Raw genomic sequence first — 20,600 nt, 5'->3', positions numbered from 1 at the left:
GGGCGCGGACGCGCTCGACGAGCGGCTCGAGACCGTCCGGCCAGACGTCGGCATCGATGCGCCAGTCCCCCAGCCCCGCCGACTTGTCGCGGCGCCCGTGGAACCAACCGTCGTCGAGCACGAATCGCTCGACGCCGACGCCGGCCGCGCGATCCGCGAGTGCGAGGAGCGTGTCGAGGTCCTGATCGAAGTACACCGCCTCCCACGTGTTGAGCACGACGGGGCGAGGGGTCGAGGGATACCCGGGGCGGGCACGGAGAAACTCGTGGAAGCGCGCGCTCAGCGCGTCGAGACCGTCGCCGTAGGAGGCGTACAGCCAGGGGCTCCGGTAGGCCTCGCCCGCATGAAGTCGTACCTCGCCGGGCAGGAGCAGCTCGCCGCCGCCAATCACGCTCCGCCCAGAGGGAAGCCGCTCGGCATAGGTGCGGTGGTTGCCGCTCCAGGCGACCTGGACCCCCCACACCTCTCCGCTGCGGAATCCGAATCCTTCTGCGCCGACGGCGTAGAGGAGCGAGGCATCATGGCCGGTCCGTCCGTGGCGTCCGTCGTTCGTGTGCGTCCCCATCGTGAAGGCATGGCGCTGGGCGCTGCTCTCGCGCACGTGGCGGCCGGTGAAGTCGAGGATCTCCTGGGCGTGGAGCGGAACCGGCAGCGCCAGCACCAATCCGTCGAGGGTGTAGGCGCCGTCCTTCGTGCTCGTGACGCGTGCTCGGGTGCGCAGCACGCCCGAGTCCGCCAGTTCCAGTTCGAGCTCGACCTGAAGTCCTGTGTCGCCGTCTTCGAGCTCGAAGCGAAGGTTGCGGTCGCGAAAGCGCTTGTCGGCGGATCGGCCCGAGTGCACAGCAACGAGGGCGAGATCGACGGTGAAGGCCGCCCCATCGCGATGGCCGCTGATCCCCGGCGTGCCGGTCCACCCCTTCGCCTGCTCGGGAAGGATCGCCAACGGCACGGGCGTGTCGATGCTGTTCGAGACGATCTGCGGGATGGAGGCCGAGGCCAGCTGCTCGAGGTCGCGCTGATCGCGCACGTCGAGCGCCGCGCCCCAGTGGACGATGCGCGGCACGCCGGCGCCTCGAGCGTCGATGAGTACGCTGACGCCGCCCGAGGCGAGGTGGAACAGCCGGGTGGTGTCGGTCACCTCGCCGGCCCCCCGAGCGTCGATGAGAACGCTGACACCGCCCGAGGTGACGTCGAGCAGGCGGGTGGTGTCGGTCATCATTGGCTCCTTTGCCGGAAACCTGACTGGTCTCTGGGTGCCTAATGATTATTGCGACGGAAAGCATTCACGTCAAATCGAGGCGTGTTTCCGGTCTCATTGCGGCTGATTGCGGGCTATTCTTACTGTTACTGAAAGCCTAGTTCGAGCAAGGTGTGCGATTCCTGTGCGCCAGTAGAGGGTGAATGACGTGAGCCTGCGAGAGATGACACCCAGCCACCTGGCGACCGAATCCGCGCGATCTGTGGCGCGCGAGATCGTGATGAGCGGACCGCTCTCACGGAGCGAGATCGCGCGGCGCCTCAACCTCTCCCCCGCCAGCCTGACCCGACTGGCGAAGCCGCTCGTCGACTCCGGCCTGCTCCGCGAGGGTGACCCTCAGGCGGATGCGGTGCACGGACGAATCGCCCGTCCCCTCGATGTCGCGGACGACCTTCGCTTCATCGGAATCAAGGTCACCCTCGAAGCCCTCTACGGCGTCGTCACCAACGCGCGCGCCGAGATCCTTGCCGAAGTCACCGCGCCACTCGTCGCGACCGACCCGACGACGGTCACCGCGGCCATCGCCGCCACCGTCTCCGGCCTGGCCCGCGACTGGTCCGACGTGTGCGGAGTGGGCATCGCCCTCGGCGGCCACTCGGCCGACGGTCAGAAGGTCGATGTCTCCCGCTCCCTCGGATGGAACGATGTGCCCCTGGCCGAGAGCATCTCGGCCGCGACGGGCCTGCGGGTGGACGTGGAGAACGACGTTCTCGCGCTGACCCAGGTGCAGCACTGGTTCGGTATGGGCCGCGGTACGACGGACTTCGCCTTGATCACCGTCGGAGTCGGCGTCGGATGCTCGCTCGTCATCCACGATCGCGTGGTGCGCCGTGAGGATCCCCACGCACCGACCGCGGGTCATTTCGTCATCGATCCGACAGGGCCGATGTGCGCCGAGGGACACCGGGGTTGCGCCATCGCCTACCTGTCATCCGGAAGTATCTGCCAGTCCGTTTCCATGGGGCTCGGCCGCACGGTCGGCTACGACGAGGTCCTCAGCCTTGCCACTTCCGGCAACCCCGTCGCTGGACGTGTCGTCGACGAATCCGCGCGCGCTCTCGGTCGCCTCATCTCCGCGGTCTCCATGCTCACCGGCATCCAGGAGGTTCTTCTCTCGGGTGAAGGCATCGGTCTGGCCACGACCGCGCCTGACGCGGTGCAGCGCGGCATCGCCGTGGACCGCCCGACCTGGGCTCGCCCGATCTCGACGCTCGTCGAGCCGATGGCCTTCTCCGAGTGGGCGCGCGGAGGCGCCGTGGTCGCGATCCAGTCCTATCTGAACAGCTACCCGGTCTCGTTCGAGGCCCTCCGGAAGGCTGCGATCGCCTGAGCGAGGGATCCGTCCGACCCGACGTTGCCGGGGAAGACGGCATAGGGCGTCTCGAAGACGTCGACTGCCGCCGAATCGGCCGACTGCCAGACGGACACGGAGCCGGCCAGCAGCGAGCCGACGATCCGAGCTCGTCGCAGCCCCACTGCTCCGGTGGCGAGATCGCTGGAGGTGATCCCACCCTTGCCGATGAGGAAGCTCGGTCGACACCGCTCCAGCAGCCGCCTCGTGAGCAGCACGATTCCCGCCGAAACTGTGCGGGCGATGTCGAGGCTCGCGGCACCGTTCGAGCCGTCGATGCGCACACGGGACGTCGAGATGACCACATCGCAGTGCCCGAGCGCCGAGGACGCCTGCTCGACGATGCGCTCGAGTTCGTTCTCCGCCGCTCCCGGGTCGAGGAGCGCGGGAACGTCGACGATGAGATGGACGATGTCCTGGTCGTTCGCGAGCACATGGTCGAGCTGCCGGCTGCTGAGCGGCACGTGCGAGCCGACCACGACGAGTCCGTGCGGAGTCTGCGGCTCGGCCGCTCGCACGACGTCGGCGAGCTCCTGTCGCACAACCGCCCCCTCCTGCCGCTGACCTAGTCGGGACAGCAGAAGGCCGGGGCTCGTCCGGTAGAGCAGCTTGCGCCCGAGGCGTTCCGCTTCGAGCGCGGCCATCGAGATGCAGCGGAGGTCGTTGTCGTCCACGGCGTCGACGACGACGTGACGACCATCAGCCGCGCGCATGATGGCCTCGACCAGGCCCTCGTGAGCGCCTCGAACCACCTCGAGTCCGATCGAGCCCACGTCGCGGGCGCGCACCGCGCCGTTCGACCGCTCCTCGGTCCACTTCCGGATGTCGGAGGCACGGTAGCCGAATGTCGGGTCGAGGGCGAAGCTCGAGGCTCCGGCCGGTACGAACTCGCCGCCCTCCTCGATCCAGTGCACCGCGTCGACCGTGATGCGGCCGGCCGCAGGAAACGCCGGAACAACGAGCACGGCGTCCACGTCACCCCACCCGACTGCGGACAGCTCCCGCGAAACCGAGTCGATCTCGGCGACGTGGTGCCCTCGCAGTGTTGAATCCCCCCGGCTGATCACGCTGTAGCGCTCGCCCACGGCGGCGGCGTGAACCGCGCGGATCGCCTCGGCGTTCCGCAGACGAGCGTGCTCCTCATCGAGGCTGCGGGTGTTCGTCAGAACGCAGAAGCCTGCGTCTTGACAGCCGAACGCCCAGGCCGCGTCCGCCGGTTCCCACTGCGTGATGATCGGCAGCCGCCGCACGCTCTGCGTTCCCGTCGGGTCATCGTCGAGGATGACCACCCGTGGACCGCGTGCGACAGCCGTCTCGAGGTCCGCCTGGTCGACCGGACGGGAAGGCTGTGCGTGCGACAGCCGCGCAGCGAGGGTCCGAGCCTCGGCGGTCACACGCCGAGCTTGATCGTGGTCGATGCGAGCGCCCGCGCGAGCTGGTACGCGTTGCGCGTCGAGGTGGGCGATGCGGTGCCGGCACCGACCCGGTCGAAGGCCGTACCGTGGGCGGGCGTGCAGGTGGCGATGCCGATCCCGCCCTCAATCGTCACGCCGCCATCGAATCCGATCATCTTCATAGCGATCTGGCCCTGGTCGTGGTACATCGTCACGACGCCGTCGAACTCCCCGTCACGAGCACGCAGGAAGAGCGTGTCGGCCGGGAACGGCCCGACTGCGTCGATTCCCTCGGCGACGGCCCGCGCCACGCCGGGTGCGATCTCGTCGATCTCCTCGCGGCCGAACGTGCCGTTCTCGCCGGCATGCGGGTTCAGCGCGCACACGGCCAGGCGCGGCGCGGYGATTCCCGAGGCGACGAGATACGAATTCAGGAGGGCGGCTGCGTCCTTGACCTTTTCCGCCGTGATAAGCATCGGGGCGTCACGATGAGCCACGTGGGAGGTCACGCGCGAGGTCCAGATGCCGGTGATGGCATTCAACTCGGAGACCGGACCGGTGACGCCCAGGCGCTTCTCGAACCAGCGCAGCTCGTCCAGCTCGTGCATACCCGCAAGGTGCAGTGACGACTTGTTGAGCGGCGCGAACACGAGCGCGTCGACCTCGCCCCTGCCGTGCGCCTTCAGCGCGAGCTCCAAGTGCGCGAGGGCCCATTCGCCACCCTCCCGCGAGGCGCGTGCGACCGGCATTCCCACGAAATCCATGCCGCTGTCGACGATCTTGATGTTCTCCGCCGATTCGACGACACCGCGCGCGTGGCCCAGGCCGGCCTGCTCGAAACCGCGATCCAGCTCGGCGGAAGTGGTGAAGACGGCAACGGGTTGTCCGGCGTCTCCGGCGATCTCAACGAGGAGGCGCGCAACCAGTTCCGGGCCGATTCCCGCGGGATCGCCCGTCGTCATGGCAACGCGGGGCGGTGAATCGAGCAGGGTCGAAGAAGTCATCAGCGGGTCTTCCAGGTGGACACGATAGCGGTGCGGGTGCAACCTCCGAAACCGTATCATTTCCGTCGCGGAAAGTATAAGTGGCAGGCTGGCCAGCACGCCTCACCCGTCCGGCGTCCTCTGAGCTCCTCCAGCGCCGCCTCCGCAACCCCCTACGGAACGCGCGTGGCATTCTCGATGTCGACCGCATGGCCAAGGGGCCTCTCTCACCACCGTGGATTGAACGTCTGAAGGAATCGCCCCCCGCGCAGCCGAAGCTCACGGTGCGTCGCGACGCCAACGAACTGCTCACCTCAGGTTGAGCAAGTGCCATCACCTCGTCCTCGCGACACGTCGGCAGGGCGAGCCACGGGACGTTCGACCCTGCCGATCTTTGCGGTTGAGAGTGTGCTGTTGCGATGGACGTCATCCACGAAGTTCCCGCGGCTGCGCCACAGCACCCGCACCAGGACGCGTCCGCGGCGGCTGGGCCGCTGGGCTGGCTGGTCGCCTGCGTCGTCGCCGAGGGCATCGGGATGACCGCGGCGGCGTCAGCGGCCCGCGCGTCGGAGGGATTACCCGGCTACGCGGCGCTCGCCATCCTTGTCACGGGCGGGTTGATCGAGGGGACCGCGCTCGGGGTTCTCCAAGCGGCCTGGCTCGCCCGCCGGTTTCCCGGGCTGTCGCGGCTCAGCTGGATCGCGACGACCGTTCTGATCGCCGGCCTCGGGTGGGCGCTGGCGTCGGCCCCCTCGAGCCTGGGCGACCAGGACGGCGCTGCGCCGGCTCCAGCGTTCATTCTTCTGATGGCCGCCGGACTCGGCCTGGCTATGGGCGCCGTGCTGGGGGTCGGACAGGCGGTCGTGCTGCGTCACCATGTCCGTCATCCGTGGCGGTGGGTCTCGATCAGCGCGGTCGCATGGACACCCGCCATGGTCGTCATCTTCACCGGCGCCACGATTCCGGACGCCGCCTGGCGGACGGGAGCGGTGATCGCATTGGGTGCGCTGACCGGTGTCGTCGCAGGCGCCATCCTCGGTCTCGTGAGCATCGCCCTGATGCGAACCCTGACGGGTCAATCGGTCGGTTCCGGCGTGATGGCATGGTCGCTGCGCCATGGGGGCCCCGGACTCGGCGGCACGTTTGCGTTGCTTCGCGTGCGGGGCGCGAAGAGCGGTCGCATCTTCGAGTTTCCTGTGCAGTACGCGCGGGAAGGCAACCTCGTCATCGTCTACCCGGGTGGTGCCCAGCGCAAGAACTGRTGGCGCAACCTGCTGCGGCCGACTCCGCTCTCCATCTGGATCGACGGGGGATGGAAACCGGCGACTGCCCAAGCGATCACCAGCACGGACGCGGGCTACCCGGAAGCCCGCCAGGTCTACGGTCGGCGGTGGCGACACCTACGTGTCGGTGAGAACGCGATCCTCACACACATCGAACTCCTACCGCCCCAACGGGACTTCCTCGGCGTCGGACAGTCAGAGCGGGCCCTCAGTTCACCTGGATGAGCATGCGGTGCCAGCCCGTGGAGCCGTTCGGCGCGATCGGGGCCTGCTCCTCAGTCTGAAGGTCGCCGTTCTTGTTCACGGCACGCACGGTGATGTTGTGGTTGCCGGGAGTGGCGTCCCAATCGATGAACCACTGGACCCAGGTGTCGTCGTTGATGGGCGACGAGAGTGTTGCCCGCTGCCACTCCGTGTCGTCGATCTTCACCTCGACCCGCTCGATCCCCACGGTCTGGTCCCACGCGACGCCGGCGACCGGGGTGCGCCCGGCCGTGACGGGAGTCAGGGTGCGGGGAGTATCGAGGCGCGAGGAGAACTTGATCGGCGCCTCCGCGCTGTAGCCGCGCGGCGTCCAGTACGCCTCGTCGGCGGCGAACGTCGTCACCGTGAGCTCCGCCAGCCACTTCGTGGCCGATACGTAGCCGTAGAGGCCGGGAACCACCATGCGGACCGGAAACCCGTGCTCCAGTGGCAGCGGCTCGCCGTTCATCGCCACCGCGAGGATCGCGTCGATCCCCTCGTCGGTGAGTGAGACCAACGGCGTGCTGGCCGTGAACCCGTCGATGCTTCGCGACAGGACCATGTCGGCCCCCGCCTGGACTCCGGCGATTCGCAGCACGTCCCGCACCGGGACGCCCAGCCACTTCGCGTTTCCAATCAGATCGCCCCCCACCACGTTCGACACGCATGTCAGGGTGATGGAGTACTCATCGAGCCCCATCCCGACGAGGTCGTCGTAGCTCAACTCCACCCGCTCATCGACCATGCCGTCGATCACCAGACGCCAGGTTCCCGGGTCGATCGAGGGCACGGTGAGCGCGGTGTCGACGCGGTAGAACTCGCTGTTCGGCGTGAACAGGGGGGAGAGTCCCGGGATGTCGAATTCGGCCCCCTCGGGAACCACGACGGTTGATCGGGGCTCCGGCAGCTTCAGCGCCTTTCGCACGGCGGCGATCGACGACGTCGTGGCGTTGACCACGCGCGCACCGATGCCGACGACGAGGGCGGATGCCGCGGCTATCGCCGTCACGCGGAAGAACATTCGTCGATCCAGCGAGGCTGGCGCGGTGGATGATGCCGGAGCAGTGTCCGTTGCCGGAACGGTCATTGGTGTCGGCTCGGCTGACCAGTGGCGAAGCCGGGAGACCAGGAAGGTCAGGAGCACACTCCCGGCGATCGTCCCCGCGATCGGAGGGAGCGACGCGAGCGGGGTCGCGCCAGCGCGTGTGACGATGGCGGCTACCGAGATGCCGCCCGCGATGACCAGCGCCACGACCCCCAGAGGTGGCCTGATGTACTGCGCGATCCCGGCGATCGCCGAGGCGATCAGCACCGCGAGGCCGAGGCCCGCCAGCAGCGCGATCTTGTCGTACTCGCCGAAGGTCGCGATCGCGAGCTCTTTGAACGGCTGCGGCACGATGTCGATGACGAACGAGCCGATTGCCAAGATGGGGCTTCCGTCACGGGCGACGACCAATGCGACGAGCTCGGCGACTGCCAGGAACACGCCGGCGCTCACGACCCCGGCGAGCGCACTCAAGGACCAGAACTTCGCTCGACCGCTCTTCTTCGCCATCGCCCCGGACCCCCGCACCCACGAGGGCGAGCGCCCGCGTCAACGGTTGTTCGCCGCGAATCAGCAATTGGATTGTTCGCGCCGGAATCCGCAGGAATCGCGATGACCTAAGGCACCACGATCCGTGGCATCGCCTGATCCGCCCCTGATCGGATCAGAAAGGCTCCAGAAACGAAAAATAGTGCCGATATCGGCACTATCTTCCGTTACTGTCTCAACACAGTGTGCGCCCGAAGGGACTCGAACCCCCAACCTTCTGATCCGTAGGCGGACGAGAGGCAGCCTTTCTCCCGCGTGATTCCGCGGACTTGTGGGCCGGGTGCACACATGCCGAGCCCGCGTCTACGGCAGCAGGTCCAGCATCTGCGGTCGTGCTTTCATGGCGTGGATGACGAGCTCATTGCCGCTGTCGAGGACGAGCACGACCGTCTCGAGCAACCTCCCCTGGGTGTCAAAGCCGAGCCGCAGCTGACGCGCCGGCGACTCGTCGTCGAGTCCTCGACCCACACGGCCAGGATGCCGCCATGGCGGCATCCTGGGCCGAGATCCCGTGCTTGAGCGCTGAGTCGTGGATGTTCACGCGGCGTACGCGGCGAGCGCCTCGCGGATCAACTCGGACCGCGTCTTGTGCGTGCGCGCCGCCAGCGAGTCCAGCTCAGCCAGTTCCTCGCTCGTCAGCCGCAGAGCGACGACCTGCGACGGTTCCGCCCCGCGACCCGGTCGCCCCCGGCCGCGCTTCTTGAGCTCAGCTACGTCGTAGCCCGCTTCAGCCTCGGCCGCCCACGCCGCGATCTGTTCCTCGGTGACGGGCACGCCGTTGATCGTGTCGCGATCGTTCATGGCGTCATCGTAATACGAAAATGGCGTCCAGCCCAGCGTGCACGCAAGGGATCGTTGGGTTCAGTCGGTCGTCGCAACACTCTTGATTGTGAGGTGTTGTCTATGTCGTCGAATAGTGCGTTGGTCACGAAGCGGGAACGTTTCTGGATGTTGCTGGCGGCGGGTTCGACGTCGTCAGCAGCCTGTGAAGCTGTGGGGGTGGATCAAAGCACTGGACGGCGCTGGCGCCGAGCGACGGGCGATCGGATCCCGGTCCCCGGGCCGCCGCTGTCGGGGCGCTATTTGTGCTTGGAGGAGCGGTTGCGGATCGCTGATATGCACCTGGCTGGGGCCGGCGTGAGGGCGATCGCTGCCGAGATCGGCCGCTCTGCCGGAACGATCAGTCGAGAGCTGACCCGAGGCGGATCCAAGACCGGCYCGCGAGCACGGACGAGGTATGCGCCCTATGCAGCGCATAAGAAGGCCGAGCTTCGCGGCCGCCGACCCAAGCCCAGCAAGTTCGACCACCCCGAACTGGCATCCTTGGTCCAGGCCAAGTTATGCCTGAAGTGGAGCCCGGAACAGATCAGTGATCACCTGGCCAGGACGTTCCCGGACCGGCAGGAGATGCGGGTGAGCCCCGAGACGATCTACCAGGCACTTTATGTTCAAGGCCGCGGTCAGCTGCGCGCTGACCTGCATCAACACTTGCGCACCGGCCGCGCCGTCAGACGTCCGAGACGGCCCGCGGCGAAGAACTCGGGCAAGATTCCCGACATGATCATGATCAGCGAGCGACCCGCGGAAGTGGGCGATCGTGCGGTGCCTGGTCACTGGGAAGGCGATCTTGTTTTGGGCTCGAACTGCCGATCGGCGATCGCTACTTTGGTGGAACGCCAGACCCGGTTCACGATGCTGGTCCACTTGCCTGGCGACCATGGCGCGATCACGGTCCGCGATGGGCTTCTAGCCACGATCAAGACCCTGCCGCAGCACCTGGCCAAGACGCTGACCTGGGACCAGGGCACCGAGCTGGCCAAGCACCGCCAGATCACCATGGCCACCAAGATGGCTATCTACTTCTGTGATCCGCACTCGCCGTGGCAGCGAGGCACCAACGAGAACACGAACGGGTTGCTGCGGCAGTACTTTCCGAAAGGCACGGATCTCTCCGTCCACTCGCCCGAGCGACTGCTCGAGGTCGCCACCGAACTCAACGAAAGGCCCCGCAAGACACTCGGCGGGATCACCCCCGCGCAAGCCATGCAGAGACTACTGTCAGGCCCAGAAAAGCCCATCGTTGCAACGACCCCTTGAATCCGCCATCCCTCAGCGGGCATTGGTGAAGCGATCGTTGACAATCGTCGCGTGGAGCGGACGCCAAACGATCCTCGTGAGGGCGCAATGGTGTTGGCGGCCACGTAACACCCAGACATCGACATAGCCACGTCCCCTGGGCGGGGAGTCTTCGTCGTGCGGGATCGGTCGGCTCGCGGTCTTGATTGCTTCGTCAGGGGTGCGGCCTCTCGCGCACATGGGTCGCGCTCGTGGTGCCCAGCGCGGAGGGGTCACCGCCTTCGACCGCCAAGAGTGCCCCGGTTCGTGAGTCGCTGTGGACGAGGGTGGCAACGATGCCGGTGCCATCTCGAAGCCAGCTCGGTTGGGTGAGACGTTCCCCGCCGTCGAAGTCGGTGAGCTGGGTGAGGCCGCTGCCGTCGACGGCGACGGTGTAGAGATTCGAGGCCGTGCCCTCGGCCAGGGTCGTGAAGATCGAGATGTCATAGGTGCAGAACACGATCATTTCGCCATCCGGCGACCAGTCAGGGTATTGGGCCATCAGAGCCGGTTCGGTCAGCGGAGTGGGGTCCCCGCCAGCGATGGGGACCGTGGCAATGTACGTCGACGGCGCGCCGAGCTCATCGAAATGGTCTACTTCGATGACCAGCGCGTCTCCCGTCGGCGACCAGCGCGGCATGTCGGGGACGTCGCCGCTCGCCGGCGGCGTCTGCGTCACCAATTGGATCTGTCCGGTCGCGAGATCCACGGTTCGGATGCTCCCGGATGCCGGCGGGCCGTTGGCCGTTGTCGATGCGTCGTACCAGGAGAAGGCGATGCGTGACCCGTCCGGCGACCAGGCGGGCGAGTCGACGCTCAGACATGGGTCGACGCACGGGACGACAGACTGAGGGTCCGACCCGTCAGCGCCAGCCGTCCAGATTTCACGATGGCCGTCCGCCCGGTCGAGCGCATAGACGACGCGCTCACCGTCTGGTGACCAATCGGGATGAACCGGCGATCCGTCGAGGGGAATCCGCGCGTCGCCCGCGCCTGACGCATCCATCGTCCAGATGGCCTCGCCGCTGCCCTCGTCCCATTGGTAGAGGAACTCGGAATCGGCGTCGACCAACGAGGGGGCGGGCGATTCCGACACTGGCGTCGCGGCGGGCGCACTGCACCCCGTTAACAGCAACGCAACCGCGAGTACGGCCATGCCACGCGAAATCATGGCTGATGTTACTGCCCTCTACCACTACAACCTCGTGCCGAGGCCCATTTGCGCTCAGAAGAGGCGTTTGCATGCCTCACGGGGGATCCGTAAACGTGCGATGCGCGCTGCGGGTCCCATTGCATGGGATCCCAATCGTCCCAGCGAGCCCTGCGCTCAGTCGGCCGTGCTCAGCAAGAGTCTCTGTCGCCGGGCGCCAGGTGCCCGCGGAGTTGCCGCTCGCGAGCTACGCGCCAGGAGTTTGCACCCCGAGCCGGGCGTGCACCTCTGCCGCGATGGCATCCGCGAGCGCCTGGGGAATGGGGGATTGAGTGTTCTCCGAGGTGATCCAGTACGTCCCGGTAAGGCGCCCGTAGTCGCAGAAGTCAACCTCCGCCTTCCAGCTCGTAAGTCCGCTATTCGACTTGACGTGGATGGTGACGATGAGCCCGTCCGCGCCGCTCGCGTACACACGGGGGAGTTTCTGCGCCGTCTTGTTGACTACGTCCAGAAAGGCATCCCGGGGGAAGCGAGGATCCCACTCCACGGGCGTACCGCGTCGCTTCGCGGTCTCGTTTGACGAACGGACACCGGCGATAATGCCGTACGCCGCAAGCGCGACTGCGCCAGCCCCCATCAATACCTGAGCGATCATGCAGTCTCCATACCCGAACCGTGAACGGAAGCCTACTTGCACCGCGCAAGGGTGCCGACATGAGGGCCACGGGGAGCCAAATTGTGCGTGGGGGTGATGTCGCACTAATGGCCTGGTTCTCGCCATCGATGAGCAGGCAATTCGCGAGCGATAGGGATCCCTATCAGGACATCCGCTGGGCGATCGTCCACAAGAGTCTCGCAGAACGCCGCAATTGCCTGAAGTGTTACCGTGACGCGGCGTACACGGCTATTGCGCCGTTCTCGATTACGAATCGCAGAACTGAGCCGCCCGCGCTGCGCTCCATGGTGGCAGGCACACCTGCAGAATCGCACGCGACGGTGCCCGAGCTATGGCTGTCAGACGAGCCCACGATGATGCATCTGCCACTGCCGTCGGCAAGGGGCGCAGTCCACGGCCCAAGGCCGGCAACGCTTTGGAAACCCTGAATAAGGGAGGAATCAATTCTCTGGTCCTCGAGCCACATGCCCCAGCCGAGCAGGCTCTGTGCCGTCAGGCACGGGTCAAGCTCCAGGGTCAGGTGCTCCCCAGGGGCGGGAAGGGCTGCCGCGGGGAGTGATGCCCTGGGGAGCTCGGCCGGCGTGCACCACTCAGGCGGCATCGTYGGAGTGGGGCTGGGCGATATGGGCGACTCGGCCGAAACCTCCGGGGAGGGTTTGGCGGGCGATACGGATGCGGCGCTGACGTCCGCTTCGGTCGTGACAGCGCACCCCGTCAGCACGACGACCAGTATGGCAACACCGACGCAGGCCGACGCCGTCGCTTCCAATCCGAATTTATGCATTCCTGCCATGGTCGGCCTCCCCATCGGCCGCGCGACGTCGTCTGAACAGCTATGCCAAGATGCCACCTCGGGCTCACAGCTGAGAGAAAGATGCCAGTCGGCACCACACTCCGCAATGGCCCCCGGATCCAAGAGCCCGCGGTCTGGGCTGTTACAAACGGTGACCTTCGCAAGTCACTGCAGCAGCTGCGACCGCAGGTCGGTCGTTCACCGCTCCAATTACGGCCAGAAGGCCGTGCTCCTCACATTTGCTCCCAGCGATGCACGAATGGCCGACCCGGCGAACCGTCTCACTAGAGGCAGGCTTACAGGCATGCTTCGAGGCGATCACTCGGCTGACCCTGGAGCGCGAAAGCCCCACCGCACCGTTGGGTCGTACGCCAGGTCGCCCGGGACGGCGTCGGGCGCGCGGAMTGGTGCCAACCGGTGCACACGTACGTGCACACATGAGTGCACCTACGTGCCTCTGATCGACCCGGCATTCGCCGCTGACCATCCGCGTGATTACGCGGAATCTCACCGCGCGCCTCAAACCCGTCTGATCGACAGTCAGACGTGAAACCCGCGGAATCAGAAGGAACCCGACTCCCCCACAAACACGAAAACCCGCGGAAATCCGCGGGTTTTCGTAGGTACTGTCTCAACACAGTGTGCGCCCGAAGGGACTCGAACCCCCAACCTTCTGATCCGTAGTCAGATGCTCTATCCATTGAGCTACGGGCGCACGGCCTCGCGCGCGAAACGGCGCGGAGGCACTTGACGAGAATACCCTACGAGTGGCCGGGCCGCGAATCGGCGGCCTTGTTGAGCTGCCGCCGGTGGGCGCGCAGGCGCGGCAGATCGACCAGCCGCAGCGCCTGCATCCGGGCATCGCGCATCGTCGCGTAGTCGGGGTCGTACTCGGGTCGCATGCCCTCGACGCGCAGCCTGCGCAGGAGGTTGGCCTCGACATCCCCCCACGCGGCATCGCGCGCTTCGGTCACCAATCCGGCGACCGCCTCGGGGTCGTTCGCGCGGGCGCGCAGCCCCTTCACGACGCCCAGATACTGCTTCTGCCGGCGACGCAGGTTGCGCACGTCGCGGTCCCGGTAGTCGTGCGTGCCATGGGAGTCGCTGTACTTTCCCCACGCGGCCTTGCGCTGGCGCCGCACGAGATCGGCAGCCGCCTGCTGCTCATCGGCGAGCGCCACCAGGGTGTGCCGGGCGAAGGGGGCGAAGCGGTCGAGCTCGAAGGGCTCGTCGTGCGCGATCGTCTCGACGAGGATGTGGTTGCGCACGGTGAGACGGGCAGCCGCCCAGGCGATCGAGAGTCCCTCGCCGATCGCGTCGGAAGTCCTCCCCATAGCTGTGCACCTCCTCCGCATACGAGGCTACCTGGCGGGCGTTGCCCCCCGCGTCGGCGAGAATTGACGGACCCCCCTGAAGTACGTGGAAGGACGATGATGGCGCGGATGCAGCGGCTCGATGTGCGCGGAAGAACCAGTGTCATCACGGGCGCGGCCAGTGGGATGGGAGCGGAGGTCGCTCGCGAGCTCGACCGTCGCGGTGCGCGTCTCGCGCTCCTCGATCGCAACGCGGAAGGTCTGGCGGCGCTGGCAGCCACCCTCAGCGGGACTGGCCACACCACGCACGTGGTGGACCTCACCGACGACGGCGCGGTGTTCGCGCYTGCGGCCGAGATCGAGGCATCCCACCCCCGCATCCAGTCGCTCATCACGTGTGCCGGCTCCTCGATGCTGGGCAACCTCGACCAGCTCACGATGGAGGAGATGCGCTGGCTCATGGAGGTGAACCTCTGGGGCACCGTCAACATCACGAAGGCGCTGCTGCCCGCGCTTCGACGGGAACCGGCAGCGCACATCACCCACCTGGTGAGCATCTACGGGCTCGCCGCCCCCGCGGGGCGGATCCCCTACGCGATGACCAAGTACGCGGTGCGCGGCTTCACCGAGTCGCTCAGGCACGAGCTGGAGAACTCCACAGTCACCGTCGGCGCGATCTACCCGGCCGGGGTGAAGACCGGGATCATCCTGCACGGCCGCTACGCCGCCGGGATCGACCCCGCGGTCGCGCAGCGCGCGGCGACGGCACAGGCCGCGATGTACCACACCGAGCCCGCGGACGCCGCGCGGCGGATCGTCGAGGCGACGGTGAAGCGCTCGACCCGCACCATGGTGGGTCGCGAGGCGCGGCTCGTCGACGTGCTCACCCGAGTCACGCCGAGCCGCTACTGGGGCGCGATGCGCGGGACGCTGCGCGAGGCGATCGACACGACGACCCCGATCTCGTAGGGTCGACCGGCCGACTGAGTCAGGCGGAGAGCTTGGTGACCACGGCCTCGACCCGGCGCGCGCGGGTCTCGGCCGCCTTCGCCGACTCGATGCTGGTGACGTGGGCTTTGCGGGCGCTGGGAGAGAGCGCATCGAACTTCTCGCGCAGGCCGGCCGCGGCGAGCGCCGCGCTGAGGTCGTCGGGCAGCTCGACCGTGCGCGGCGCCGTGTCGAGCGTCAACTCGACCACAAGGTGATCGCCGCCCTTGATCCCGGTCGCAGCACGCTTGTCGGAGCTGAACGGCAGCATCGTCCTGCCCGCCATGATGCCGGCCGTCGTGCGGTACTCGTACCCGTTCACCGTCACGTTCACCGCGGGACGCCTGCCTCCACCGAGTGCGTCCAGCACCTCGGCGGGCACCTCGATCCCGGTGTTGTTCCCCATCGCCAGCATCGTCGTCTCGAATCGCATGCGCAGAGCCTAGGACGGATGCCGCTGCCCGGGCGAGCCCGGGGCCTCGGCTAGCAACCATCGAGTCGGTGCGCAAGCCCCCCGACGCGGTCGGCTCCCCCCACTAGCGTCTTCATGCCGGCTCCTCGACGGAGCCGCAGCAACCTCGCCTGACGAAAGGAGCGATCGATGGGATTCATCGATGACGCGAAGGACACGGCCGAGACCGCGGGCCGTAAGATCCAGGACGCGTGGGAGGACACCACCGACAAGATCGGCGACAAGGTCGACGCGGCCAAGGCCGACGCCAACGTGAAGAAGGCCGAAGCCGAGCGGGAATCCGTCGAGACGCGCAATGACGTCAAGGCGCACCTCCGCGGCGACGACGACGCGTGAACTTGTCGCGGCTCGCGGGTCGCGACAGCTGGCGGTGGGCCTCGGAGAGTACTCCGGGGCCTTCTGCGTTCCCGGCGCACGAGAGCCRCAGACCAATGGAGGTCTGCGGCTCTCGTGTCCGTCATCGACTGTGGGTCAGAGTGCGGCGATCCGCCAGGATGCTGTGGCTGTGGCCCCAGGCTCGAGCACGATCAGTCCCGCATCGAAGTCGTACGACGCCGCGTTGAACGCGTCCGGCGCGCAGGTCATCGGCTCGACCGCGAGGCCCGCACGGTGGCCCGGCTGGGCCGCGCCGCCGGGCTGGTCCGCGGTGTGAACCTGCACCCACGGGCACGCGGCATCCCAGACCATCTCGACACCAGTGCCCGCGGCATCCGTCAGCCGGACCGTCGCCTGGCCATCGGCATCGCGCACGAGGCCGGTGTAGGCGTGGTCGATCTCCACGGCGCCGATCTGGCGCGCGGAGCGGAAGTCGAAGCGCGCCGGGTCGTCGGCGTCGACCCCGCGCAGCGCGGTCGGAATGAGCCGGTCGGAGGTCACGAGCAGCACCTCCTCGGCGGGGAGCTCGAATCTCCACTCGTCGAGCGGAGCCGGTCCCGCCACGAGATACGGGTGCGGTCCGGTGCCCCAGGGCGCGGCATCCGTGCTCTCGTTGCGGGCGGTCACGGTCTGGGTGAGCCCGTCCGGTCCGATCGCGTAGGTCGTGGTCACGATGACCCGCCAGGGGTACCCCGTCTGCGGCTCGATCTGCGCGCTGAGCGTCACATGATCGGGGCCCTTGTCGATCGCCTGGAAGTCGAGCCACCCGGCGAGGCCATGGAGGGCATGCCCGCGTCCCGGCTCGGTGAGCGCCACCTGGTGGTCGACGCCCGCGAACGTGTAGGTGCCGTCGACGACGCGATTGGGCCACGGCGCAAGGGTCGCGCCGCGGAAACCCGGGCGCAGCTCGTCCGCCTCGAACGGGACGACCAGGTCGCGGCCGTCGTGGCGCAGCACGCGCAGCGACGCCCCGACGCTCGCGACGACCGCTTCGTACGATCCGGCGCGGAGGGCGTGCTGGATGCCGGAGACCGGCGTGCGGGCCATGGTTAGAGCCCCTGCGCGAGGCGGTAGTACGCCTGGTTCCAGCGCAGCTCCTTCTGGAAGCCGCGGATCGTGGTGTCCTCGTCGATGACGACGAGCTCGGTCTTCGCGATCTCCGCGTAGTCGCGGAACACCTCGATGTCGACCGCGGTCGTCATGACGGTGTGGTGCGCAGCGCCGGCGGCGAGCCAGCACGCGGCCGACGTCGCGAAGTCGGGAGCGGGCTCCCAGATCGCGCGACCCACGGGCAGCTTCGGCAGGTCAGGGGCCTCGACGTTGCGGACGACGTTCGCGACGAGCCGGAACCGGTCGCGCATGTCGCTGAGGGCGACGACGACCGCGGGGCCGGGGTCGGCCGTGAAGACGAGACGAACCGGGTCCTCCTTGCCGCCGATACCCAGCGCGTGCACTTCGAGGCGCGGCTTGGCGGTGGTCAGCGACGGCGAGACCTCGAGCATGTGCGCGCCGAGGATGCGCTCCGCACCGGGTACGAGGTCGTAGGTGTAGTCCTCCATGAGGCTCGCGCCACCGGGAAGGCCGGCGCCCATGACGTTCGCGACCCGCACGAGGATCGCGGTCTTCCAGTCGCCCTCGGCGCCGAAGCCGTATCCCTCGGCCATGAGCCGCTGCACGGCGAGGCCGGGAAGCTGCTTGAGCGTGCCGAGGTCTTCGAACGACGTGGTGAACGCGCCGAAGCCGCCCTCTTCGAGGAACGACCGCAGGCCGACCTCGATTGCGGCGCCATCGCGCAGCGACTGGTGGCGGTCGCCACCGGGGAGCAGCTCCTCGGCGACGTCGTAGCTCTCGACGTACTCGGCGACCAGCGCATCGACCTGCGCGTCGGTGGCGGCATCCACAGCCTCGACGAGTTCGTTGACCCCCCACGTGTTGACCTGCACGCCGAAGCGCAGCTCGGCCTCGGTCTTGTCGCCCTCGGTGACGGCGACGTAGCGCATGTTGTCGCCGAAGCGGGCGAGCTTGAGGGTGCGGGAGGCGGCCCAGCCGGCGGCGGCGCGCTGCCACGTCTCGATCTGCGCCGTGACGGCGGGGTTGGACACGTGGCCGACGACGGTCTTGCGCGCGACGCCCAGGCGGGTCTGGATGTAGCCGAACTCACGGTCGCCGTGCGCTGCCTGGTTGAGGTTCATGAAGTCGAAGTCGATGTCGTTCCACGGCAGCTCGACGTTCGCCTGCGTGTGCAGGTGCAGGAGCGGCTTCTGCAGGGCGTCGAGGCCCGCGATCCACATCTTGGCCGGGCTGAAGGTGTGCATCCAGGCGATCACGCCGATGACGTCGTCGCGTGAGTTCACCTCAAGGGCGAGGCGCCGGATCGAGTCGGAGTCCTTGAGGACGGGCTTCCAGACGACCTTGACCGGCTGGCCGGCGAGGCCGTCGGCGACCGCCTGCGACTGCTCGGCGACCTGGCGGAGCGTCTCCTCGCCGTAGAGGTTCTGGCTGCCGGTGACGAACCAGACCTCGTAGCCGTCGAGGGAGGTGGAAAGCGGAGTGCGGGTCATTGCGAGTTCCTTTGGTTCAGCGGAGGAAGTGCGAAGGGGTCAGAGTGCCTCGGTGGCGGCGCGTTCCACAGCCAGCCCGGCGCGGTAGCGCTCCAGGTAGGCGGTGAATCCGGCGACGTCGTCGGGGACGGGGTCGGTCGTTTCGAACTCGCTTCCGGCGAAGACCTGCCTGCGCAGGTATTCGCCCAGCTCGAGTTCGGAGCCGGACGCGTGGTAGGACGCCAGGATGGCGATGCCCCAGGCACCGCCCTCGGAAGCGGCTTCGCCGACCGAGACGGGTGTCGCGAGCGCCGCCGCGAGGAATCGCTGGGCGACTCCGGCGGTGCGGAACACCCCACCGTGGGCGAACATCAGGTCGAGCCCGACGCCCTCATCGGCGAGGACCTTCATGCCGAGAGCCAGCGTGCCGAACACGCCGTACAGCTGCGCGCGCATGAAGTTCGCGAGCGTCAGGCGGCTCTCGGGCGTGCGCACGAACAGCGGCCGGCCCTCGCTGAGGCCGGCGATCGGCTCGCCCGCCAGGTGGTTGTAGGCGAGCAGCCCGCCGGCATCCGCCTCTCCCTGAAGAGCCTCCGCGAAGAGCGTCTCGAAGACGGCATCGGCGTCGATCGGGGTGCCGGCGGCGGCCGCGAACCGGCCGAACATGCCCGCCCATGCGGCCAGCTCGCTCGCGCCGTTGTTGCAGTGCACCATCGCGACCGGGTCGCCGGCGGGCGTGGTGACGAGGTCGAGCTCGTGGTGCGCGTGCTCCAGCGGGCGCTCCAGCACCACCATCGCGAAGATGCTGGTGCCGGCGCTCACGTTGCCGGTGCGCGGGGTGACGGAGCAGGTCGCGACCATGCCGGTGCCCGCGTCGCCCTCCGGCGGGCAGAGCACCGCGCCGGGGCGCAGCGTGCCTGACGCGTCGAGCAGGGCGGCGCCTTCGGCGGTCAGCTCACCCGCGGGCCGGCCGGCGACGAGCACCTCCGGCAGCACGTCCTTCAGACGCAGCCCGGGAGCAGTGTCGGCGACAAGGGCGCCGTACCGGCGCACGAGCTCCTGGTCGTAGTCCTTGGTCGCGGCATCGATGGGGAACATGCCTGAGGCATCGCCGACGCCCAGCACCTTGCGACCGGTGAGCCGCCAGTGCACGTAACCGGCGAGCGTGGTGAGGAACCGCACCTCGGGAACGTGCGGTTCGGCGTCGAGCACGGCCTGGTGGAGGTGGGCGATAGACCACCGCAGCGGGATGTTCGTGCCGAACAGCTCGGACAGCTCGGCCGCAGCCGGGCCGGTGGTCGTGTTGCGCCAGGTGCGGAACGGCACGAGCAGCTCGTCGTCGGCGCCGAACGCGAGGTAGCCGTGCATCATCGCCGAGACGCCGATCGCGCCGATCGTCTCGAGGCCCACACCGAAGCGCTGCGCGACATCGGCGACGAGGTCGGCGTAGGCGGACTGCAGACCCGACCACACGTCCTCGAGCGAGTAGGTCCAGACGCGCTCCTCGAAGCGGTTCTCCCACTCGTGGCTGCCCACCGCGAGCACGGTGGCGTCGTCGGCGATCAGGCACGCCTTGATGCGCGTCGATCCGAACTCGATGCCGAGGGACGTGCGCCCGGCGAGGATCGCCTCCCGCCCGGGATCGGAGGCGTCGTTCGCGCCCAGGGGTGTCGAACTGCTCGACGTCGAATCTGACATCACTGTCACGGGGGTTCCTCCAGCGGATAGCAGCGGCGGGATGCGGCATCCGCCGGTCAGAATGTTACCGGTAACATCACGCGTTGTCGACCTTGGCCCCGCGGCCCGATCCGATCGACGAAAGGTAGGCCGGCGGCGGAGCGGTGGACGCGCGCACGACGAGGACCGGTTCGGCCACGGGAGCAGCGGATGCCTCGAGCCCGAGCACTTCGGCGACGCACCGCCGCGCCTCCCCCGCGATGTCGACCCGCACCGTGGTGAGCGCTGGTCGGTAGTACGCGGCATCCGGATTGTCGTCGAAACCGGCGATGCTGACATCGCCAGGCACCTCGACGCCGGCCGCACGGAGGCCCGCGATGAGCCCGAGCGCCATCT

The 20,600-nt window shown here is 68.0% G+C and carries 19 protein-coding genes and 1 tRNA gene; 5 read left to right on the top strand and 15 right to left on the bottom strand.

Features of this window, described 5'->3' with window-relative positions; all coding sequences use genetic code 11:
- Positions 1-1,216 (bottom strand): glycoside hydrolase family 36 N-terminal domain-containing protein (locus AC1DVT_RS07410; RefSeq protein ID WP_477387800.1); only part of this gene is annotated, 1,216 nt, incomplete at its 3' end.
- Between the two features lie 190 nt (positions 1,217-1,406).
- Between AC1DVT_RS07410 and AC1DVT_RS07405 the strand changes: the two genes are divergently transcribed.
- A complete protein-coding gene (locus AC1DVT_RS07405; protein ID WP_477387798.1) occupies positions 1,407-2,588 on the top strand; it encodes an ROK family protein in 1,182 nt (393 codons plus the stop codon).
- Here the strand turns inward: AC1DVT_RS07405 and AC1DVT_RS07400 are convergent.
- Entirely contained in the window at positions 2,543-4,003 is a 1,461-nt protein-coding gene (locus AC1DVT_RS07400) for a four-carbon acid sugar kinase family protein (protein WP_457098906.1), read from the bottom strand. The two genes, AC1DVT_RS07405 and AC1DVT_RS07400, sit on opposite strands and share 46 nt — an antisense overlap.
- A complete protein-coding gene (locus AC1DVT_RS07395; protein WP_477387796.1) occupies positions 4,000-5,049 on the bottom strand; it encodes a 4-hydroxythreonine-4-phosphate dehydrogenase PdxA in 1,050 nt (349 codons plus the stop codon). Before AC1DVT_RS07395 ends, AC1DVT_RS07400 begins: the two co-directional genes overlap by 4 nt.
- A gap of 356 nt (positions 5,050-5,405) precedes the next feature.
- On the opposite strand from AC1DVT_RS07395, the gene AC1DVT_RS07390 reads away from it, so the two are divergent.
- Entirely contained in the window at positions 5,406-6,494 is a 1,089-nt protein-coding gene (locus AC1DVT_RS07390) for a nitroreductase/quinone reductase family protein (RefSeq protein WP_477387794.1), read from the top strand.
- Here the strand turns inward: AC1DVT_RS07390 and AC1DVT_RS07385 are convergent.
- The 3 genes from AC1DVT_RS07385 to AC1DVT_RS07375 form a co-directional block, all read right to left on the bottom strand.
- Positions 6,478-8,067 carry a molybdopterin-dependent oxidoreductase gene (locus AC1DVT_RS07385; protein ID WP_477387792.1) on the bottom strand — a complete coding sequence of 530 codons (1,590 nt, stop codon included), beginning with the start codon at positions 8,065-8,067 and terminating at the stop codon, positions 6,478-6,480. The genes AC1DVT_RS07390 and AC1DVT_RS07385 overlap by 17 nt on opposite strands.
- Positions 8,068-8,409: 342 nt before the next feature.
- Entirely contained in the window at positions 8,410-8,574 is a 165-nt protein-coding gene (locus tag AC1DVT_RS07380; RefSeq protein WP_477387790.1) for a toxin-antitoxin system toxin subunit, read from the bottom strand.
- Positions 8,575-8,643: 69 nt separating this feature from the next.
- On the bottom strand, positions 8,644-8,907 hold the full coding sequence (locus AC1DVT_RS07375) for a ribbon-helix-helix protein, CopG family (RefSeq protein WP_477387788.1): 264 nt from the start codon (positions 8,905-8,907) through the stop codon (positions 8,644-8,646).
- A 147-nt stretch (positions 8,908-9,054) separates the two neighbouring features.
- On the opposite strand from AC1DVT_RS07375, the gene AC1DVT_RS07370 reads away from it, so the two are divergent.
- Positions 9,055-10,203, top strand: a complete 1,149-nt coding sequence (locus AC1DVT_RS07370) for an IS30 family transposase (protein ID WP_477387804.1) — start codon at positions 9,055-9,057, stop codon at positions 10,201-10,203.
- Positions 10,204-10,396: 193 nt separating this feature from the next.
- Here AC1DVT_RS07370 and AC1DVT_RS07365 read toward each other — a convergent pair whose 3' ends face one another.
- From AC1DVT_RS07365 to AC1DVT_RS07350, 4 genes are all read right to left on the bottom strand, one after another.
- Positions 10,397-10,930: a TolB family protein gene (locus tag AC1DVT_RS07365; RefSeq protein WP_457098900.1), complete on the bottom strand. Its 534-nt coding sequence runs from the start codon at positions 10,928-10,930 to the stop codon at positions 10,397-10,399.
- 688 nt (positions 10,931-11,618) lie between these two features.
- Positions 11,619-12,026: a hypothetical protein gene (locus tag AC1DVT_RS07360; protein WP_477387786.1), complete on the bottom strand. Its 408-nt coding sequence runs from the start codon at positions 12,024-12,026 to the stop codon at positions 11,619-11,621.
- Between the two features lie 1,456 nt (positions 12,027-13,482).
- Positions 13,483-13,555: transfer RNA gene (locus AC1DVT_RS07355), tRNA-Arg, on the bottom strand.
- 46 nt (positions 13,556-13,601) lie between these two features.
- Positions 13,602-14,174, bottom strand: coding sequence for an asparagine synthase (locus tag AC1DVT_RS07350; protein ID WP_457098897.1), 573 nt, complete (start codon positions 14,172-14,174; stop codon positions 13,602-13,604).
- Between the two features lie 108 nt (positions 14,175-14,282).
- Between AC1DVT_RS07350 and AC1DVT_RS07345 the strand changes: the two genes are divergently transcribed.
- Positions 14,283-15,122: an SDR family NAD(P)-dependent oxidoreductase gene (locus tag AC1DVT_RS07345; protein ID WP_477387784.1), complete on the top strand. Its 840-nt coding sequence runs from the start codon at positions 14,283-14,285 to the stop codon at positions 15,120-15,122.
- A gap of 19 nt (positions 15,123-15,141) precedes the next feature.
- On the opposite strand, the gene AC1DVT_RS07340 is transcribed toward AC1DVT_RS07345, so the two are convergent.
- A complete protein-coding gene (locus AC1DVT_RS07340; RefSeq protein WP_477387782.1) occupies positions 15,142-15,573 on the bottom strand; it encodes a YdeI/OmpD-associated family protein in 432 nt (143 codons plus the stop codon).
- Between the two features lie 168 nt (positions 15,574-15,741).
- On the opposite strand from AC1DVT_RS07340, the gene AC1DVT_RS07335 reads away from it, so the two are divergent.
- Entirely contained in the window at positions 15,742-15,948 is a 207-nt protein-coding gene (locus AC1DVT_RS07335) for a hypothetical protein (RefSeq protein ID WP_457098894.1), read from the top strand.
- 135 nt (positions 15,949-16,083) lie between these two features.
- On the opposite strand, the gene AC1DVT_RS07330 is transcribed toward AC1DVT_RS07335, so the two are convergent.
- The 4 genes from AC1DVT_RS07330 to AC1DVT_RS07315 form a co-directional block, all read right to left on the bottom strand.
- Positions 16,084-17,034: an aldose 1-epimerase family protein gene (locus AC1DVT_RS07330; RefSeq protein WP_457098893.1), complete on the bottom strand. Its 951-nt coding sequence runs from the start codon at positions 17,032-17,034 to the stop codon at positions 16,084-16,086.
- Between the two features lie 2 nt (positions 17,035-17,036).
- Positions 17,037-18,548, bottom strand: coding sequence for an L-arabinose isomerase (gene araA / locus AC1DVT_RS07325; RefSeq protein WP_457098892.1), 1,512 nt, complete (start codon positions 18,546-18,548; stop codon positions 17,037-17,039).
- Between the two features lie 39 nt (positions 18,549-18,587).
- On the bottom strand, positions 18,588-20,225 hold the full coding sequence (locus tag AC1DVT_RS07320; RefSeq protein WP_477387802.1) for a xylulokinase: 1,638 nt from the start codon (positions 20,223-20,225) through the stop codon (positions 18,588-18,590).
- 76 nt (positions 20,226-20,301) lie between these two features.
- Positions 20,302-20,600 (bottom strand): substrate-binding domain-containing protein (locus AC1DVT_RS07315; protein ID WP_477387779.1); only part of this gene is annotated, 299 nt, incomplete at its 5' end.

The sequence above is a fragment of the Microbacterium sp. P2_F9 genome (assembly GCF_056403635.1).
Note: the sequence above shows the minus strand (reverse complement) of the source record. Positions and strands in the feature narration are given on the sequence as shown.

Bases quoted from the DNA above. Each gene is read 5' to 3' on its own strand.
- AC1DVT_RS07385 (WP_477387792.1), bottom strand. From the start codon at position 8,067: ATGGCGAAGAAGAGCGGTCGAGCGAAGTTCTGGTCCTTGAGTGCGCTC.
- AC1DVT_RS07375 (WP_477387788.1), bottom strand. From the start codon at position 8,907: ATGAACGATCGCGACACGATCAACGGCGTGCCCGTCACCGAGGAACAG.
- AC1DVT_RS07360 (WP_477387786.1), bottom strand. From the start codon at position 12,026: ATGATCGCTCAGGTATTGATGGGGGCTGGCGCAGTCGCGCTTGCGGCG.
- AC1DVT_RS07350 (WP_457098897.1), bottom strand. From the start codon at position 14,174: ATGGGGAGGACTTCCGACGCGATCGGCGAGGGACTCTCGATCGCCTGG.
- AC1DVT_RS07340 (WP_477387782.1), bottom strand. From the start codon at position 15,573: ATGCGATTCGAGACGACGATGCTGGCGATGGGGAACAACACCGGGATC.
- AC1DVT_RS07335 (WP_457098894.1), top strand. From the start codon at position 15,742: ATGGGATTCATCGATGACGCGAAGGACACGGCCGAGACCGCGGGCCGT.
- AC1DVT_RS07330 (WP_457098893.1), bottom strand. From the start codon at position 17,034: ATGGCCCGCACGCCGGTCTCCGGCATCCAGCACGCCCTCCGCGCCGGA.
- araA (WP_457098892.1), bottom strand. From the start codon at position 18,548: ATGACCCGCACTCCGCTTTCCACCTCCCTCGACGGCTACGAGGTCTGG.
- AC1DVT_RS07320 (WP_477387802.1), bottom strand. From the start codon at position 20,225: ATGTCAGATTCGACGTCGAGCAGTTCGACACCCCTGGGCGCGAACGAC.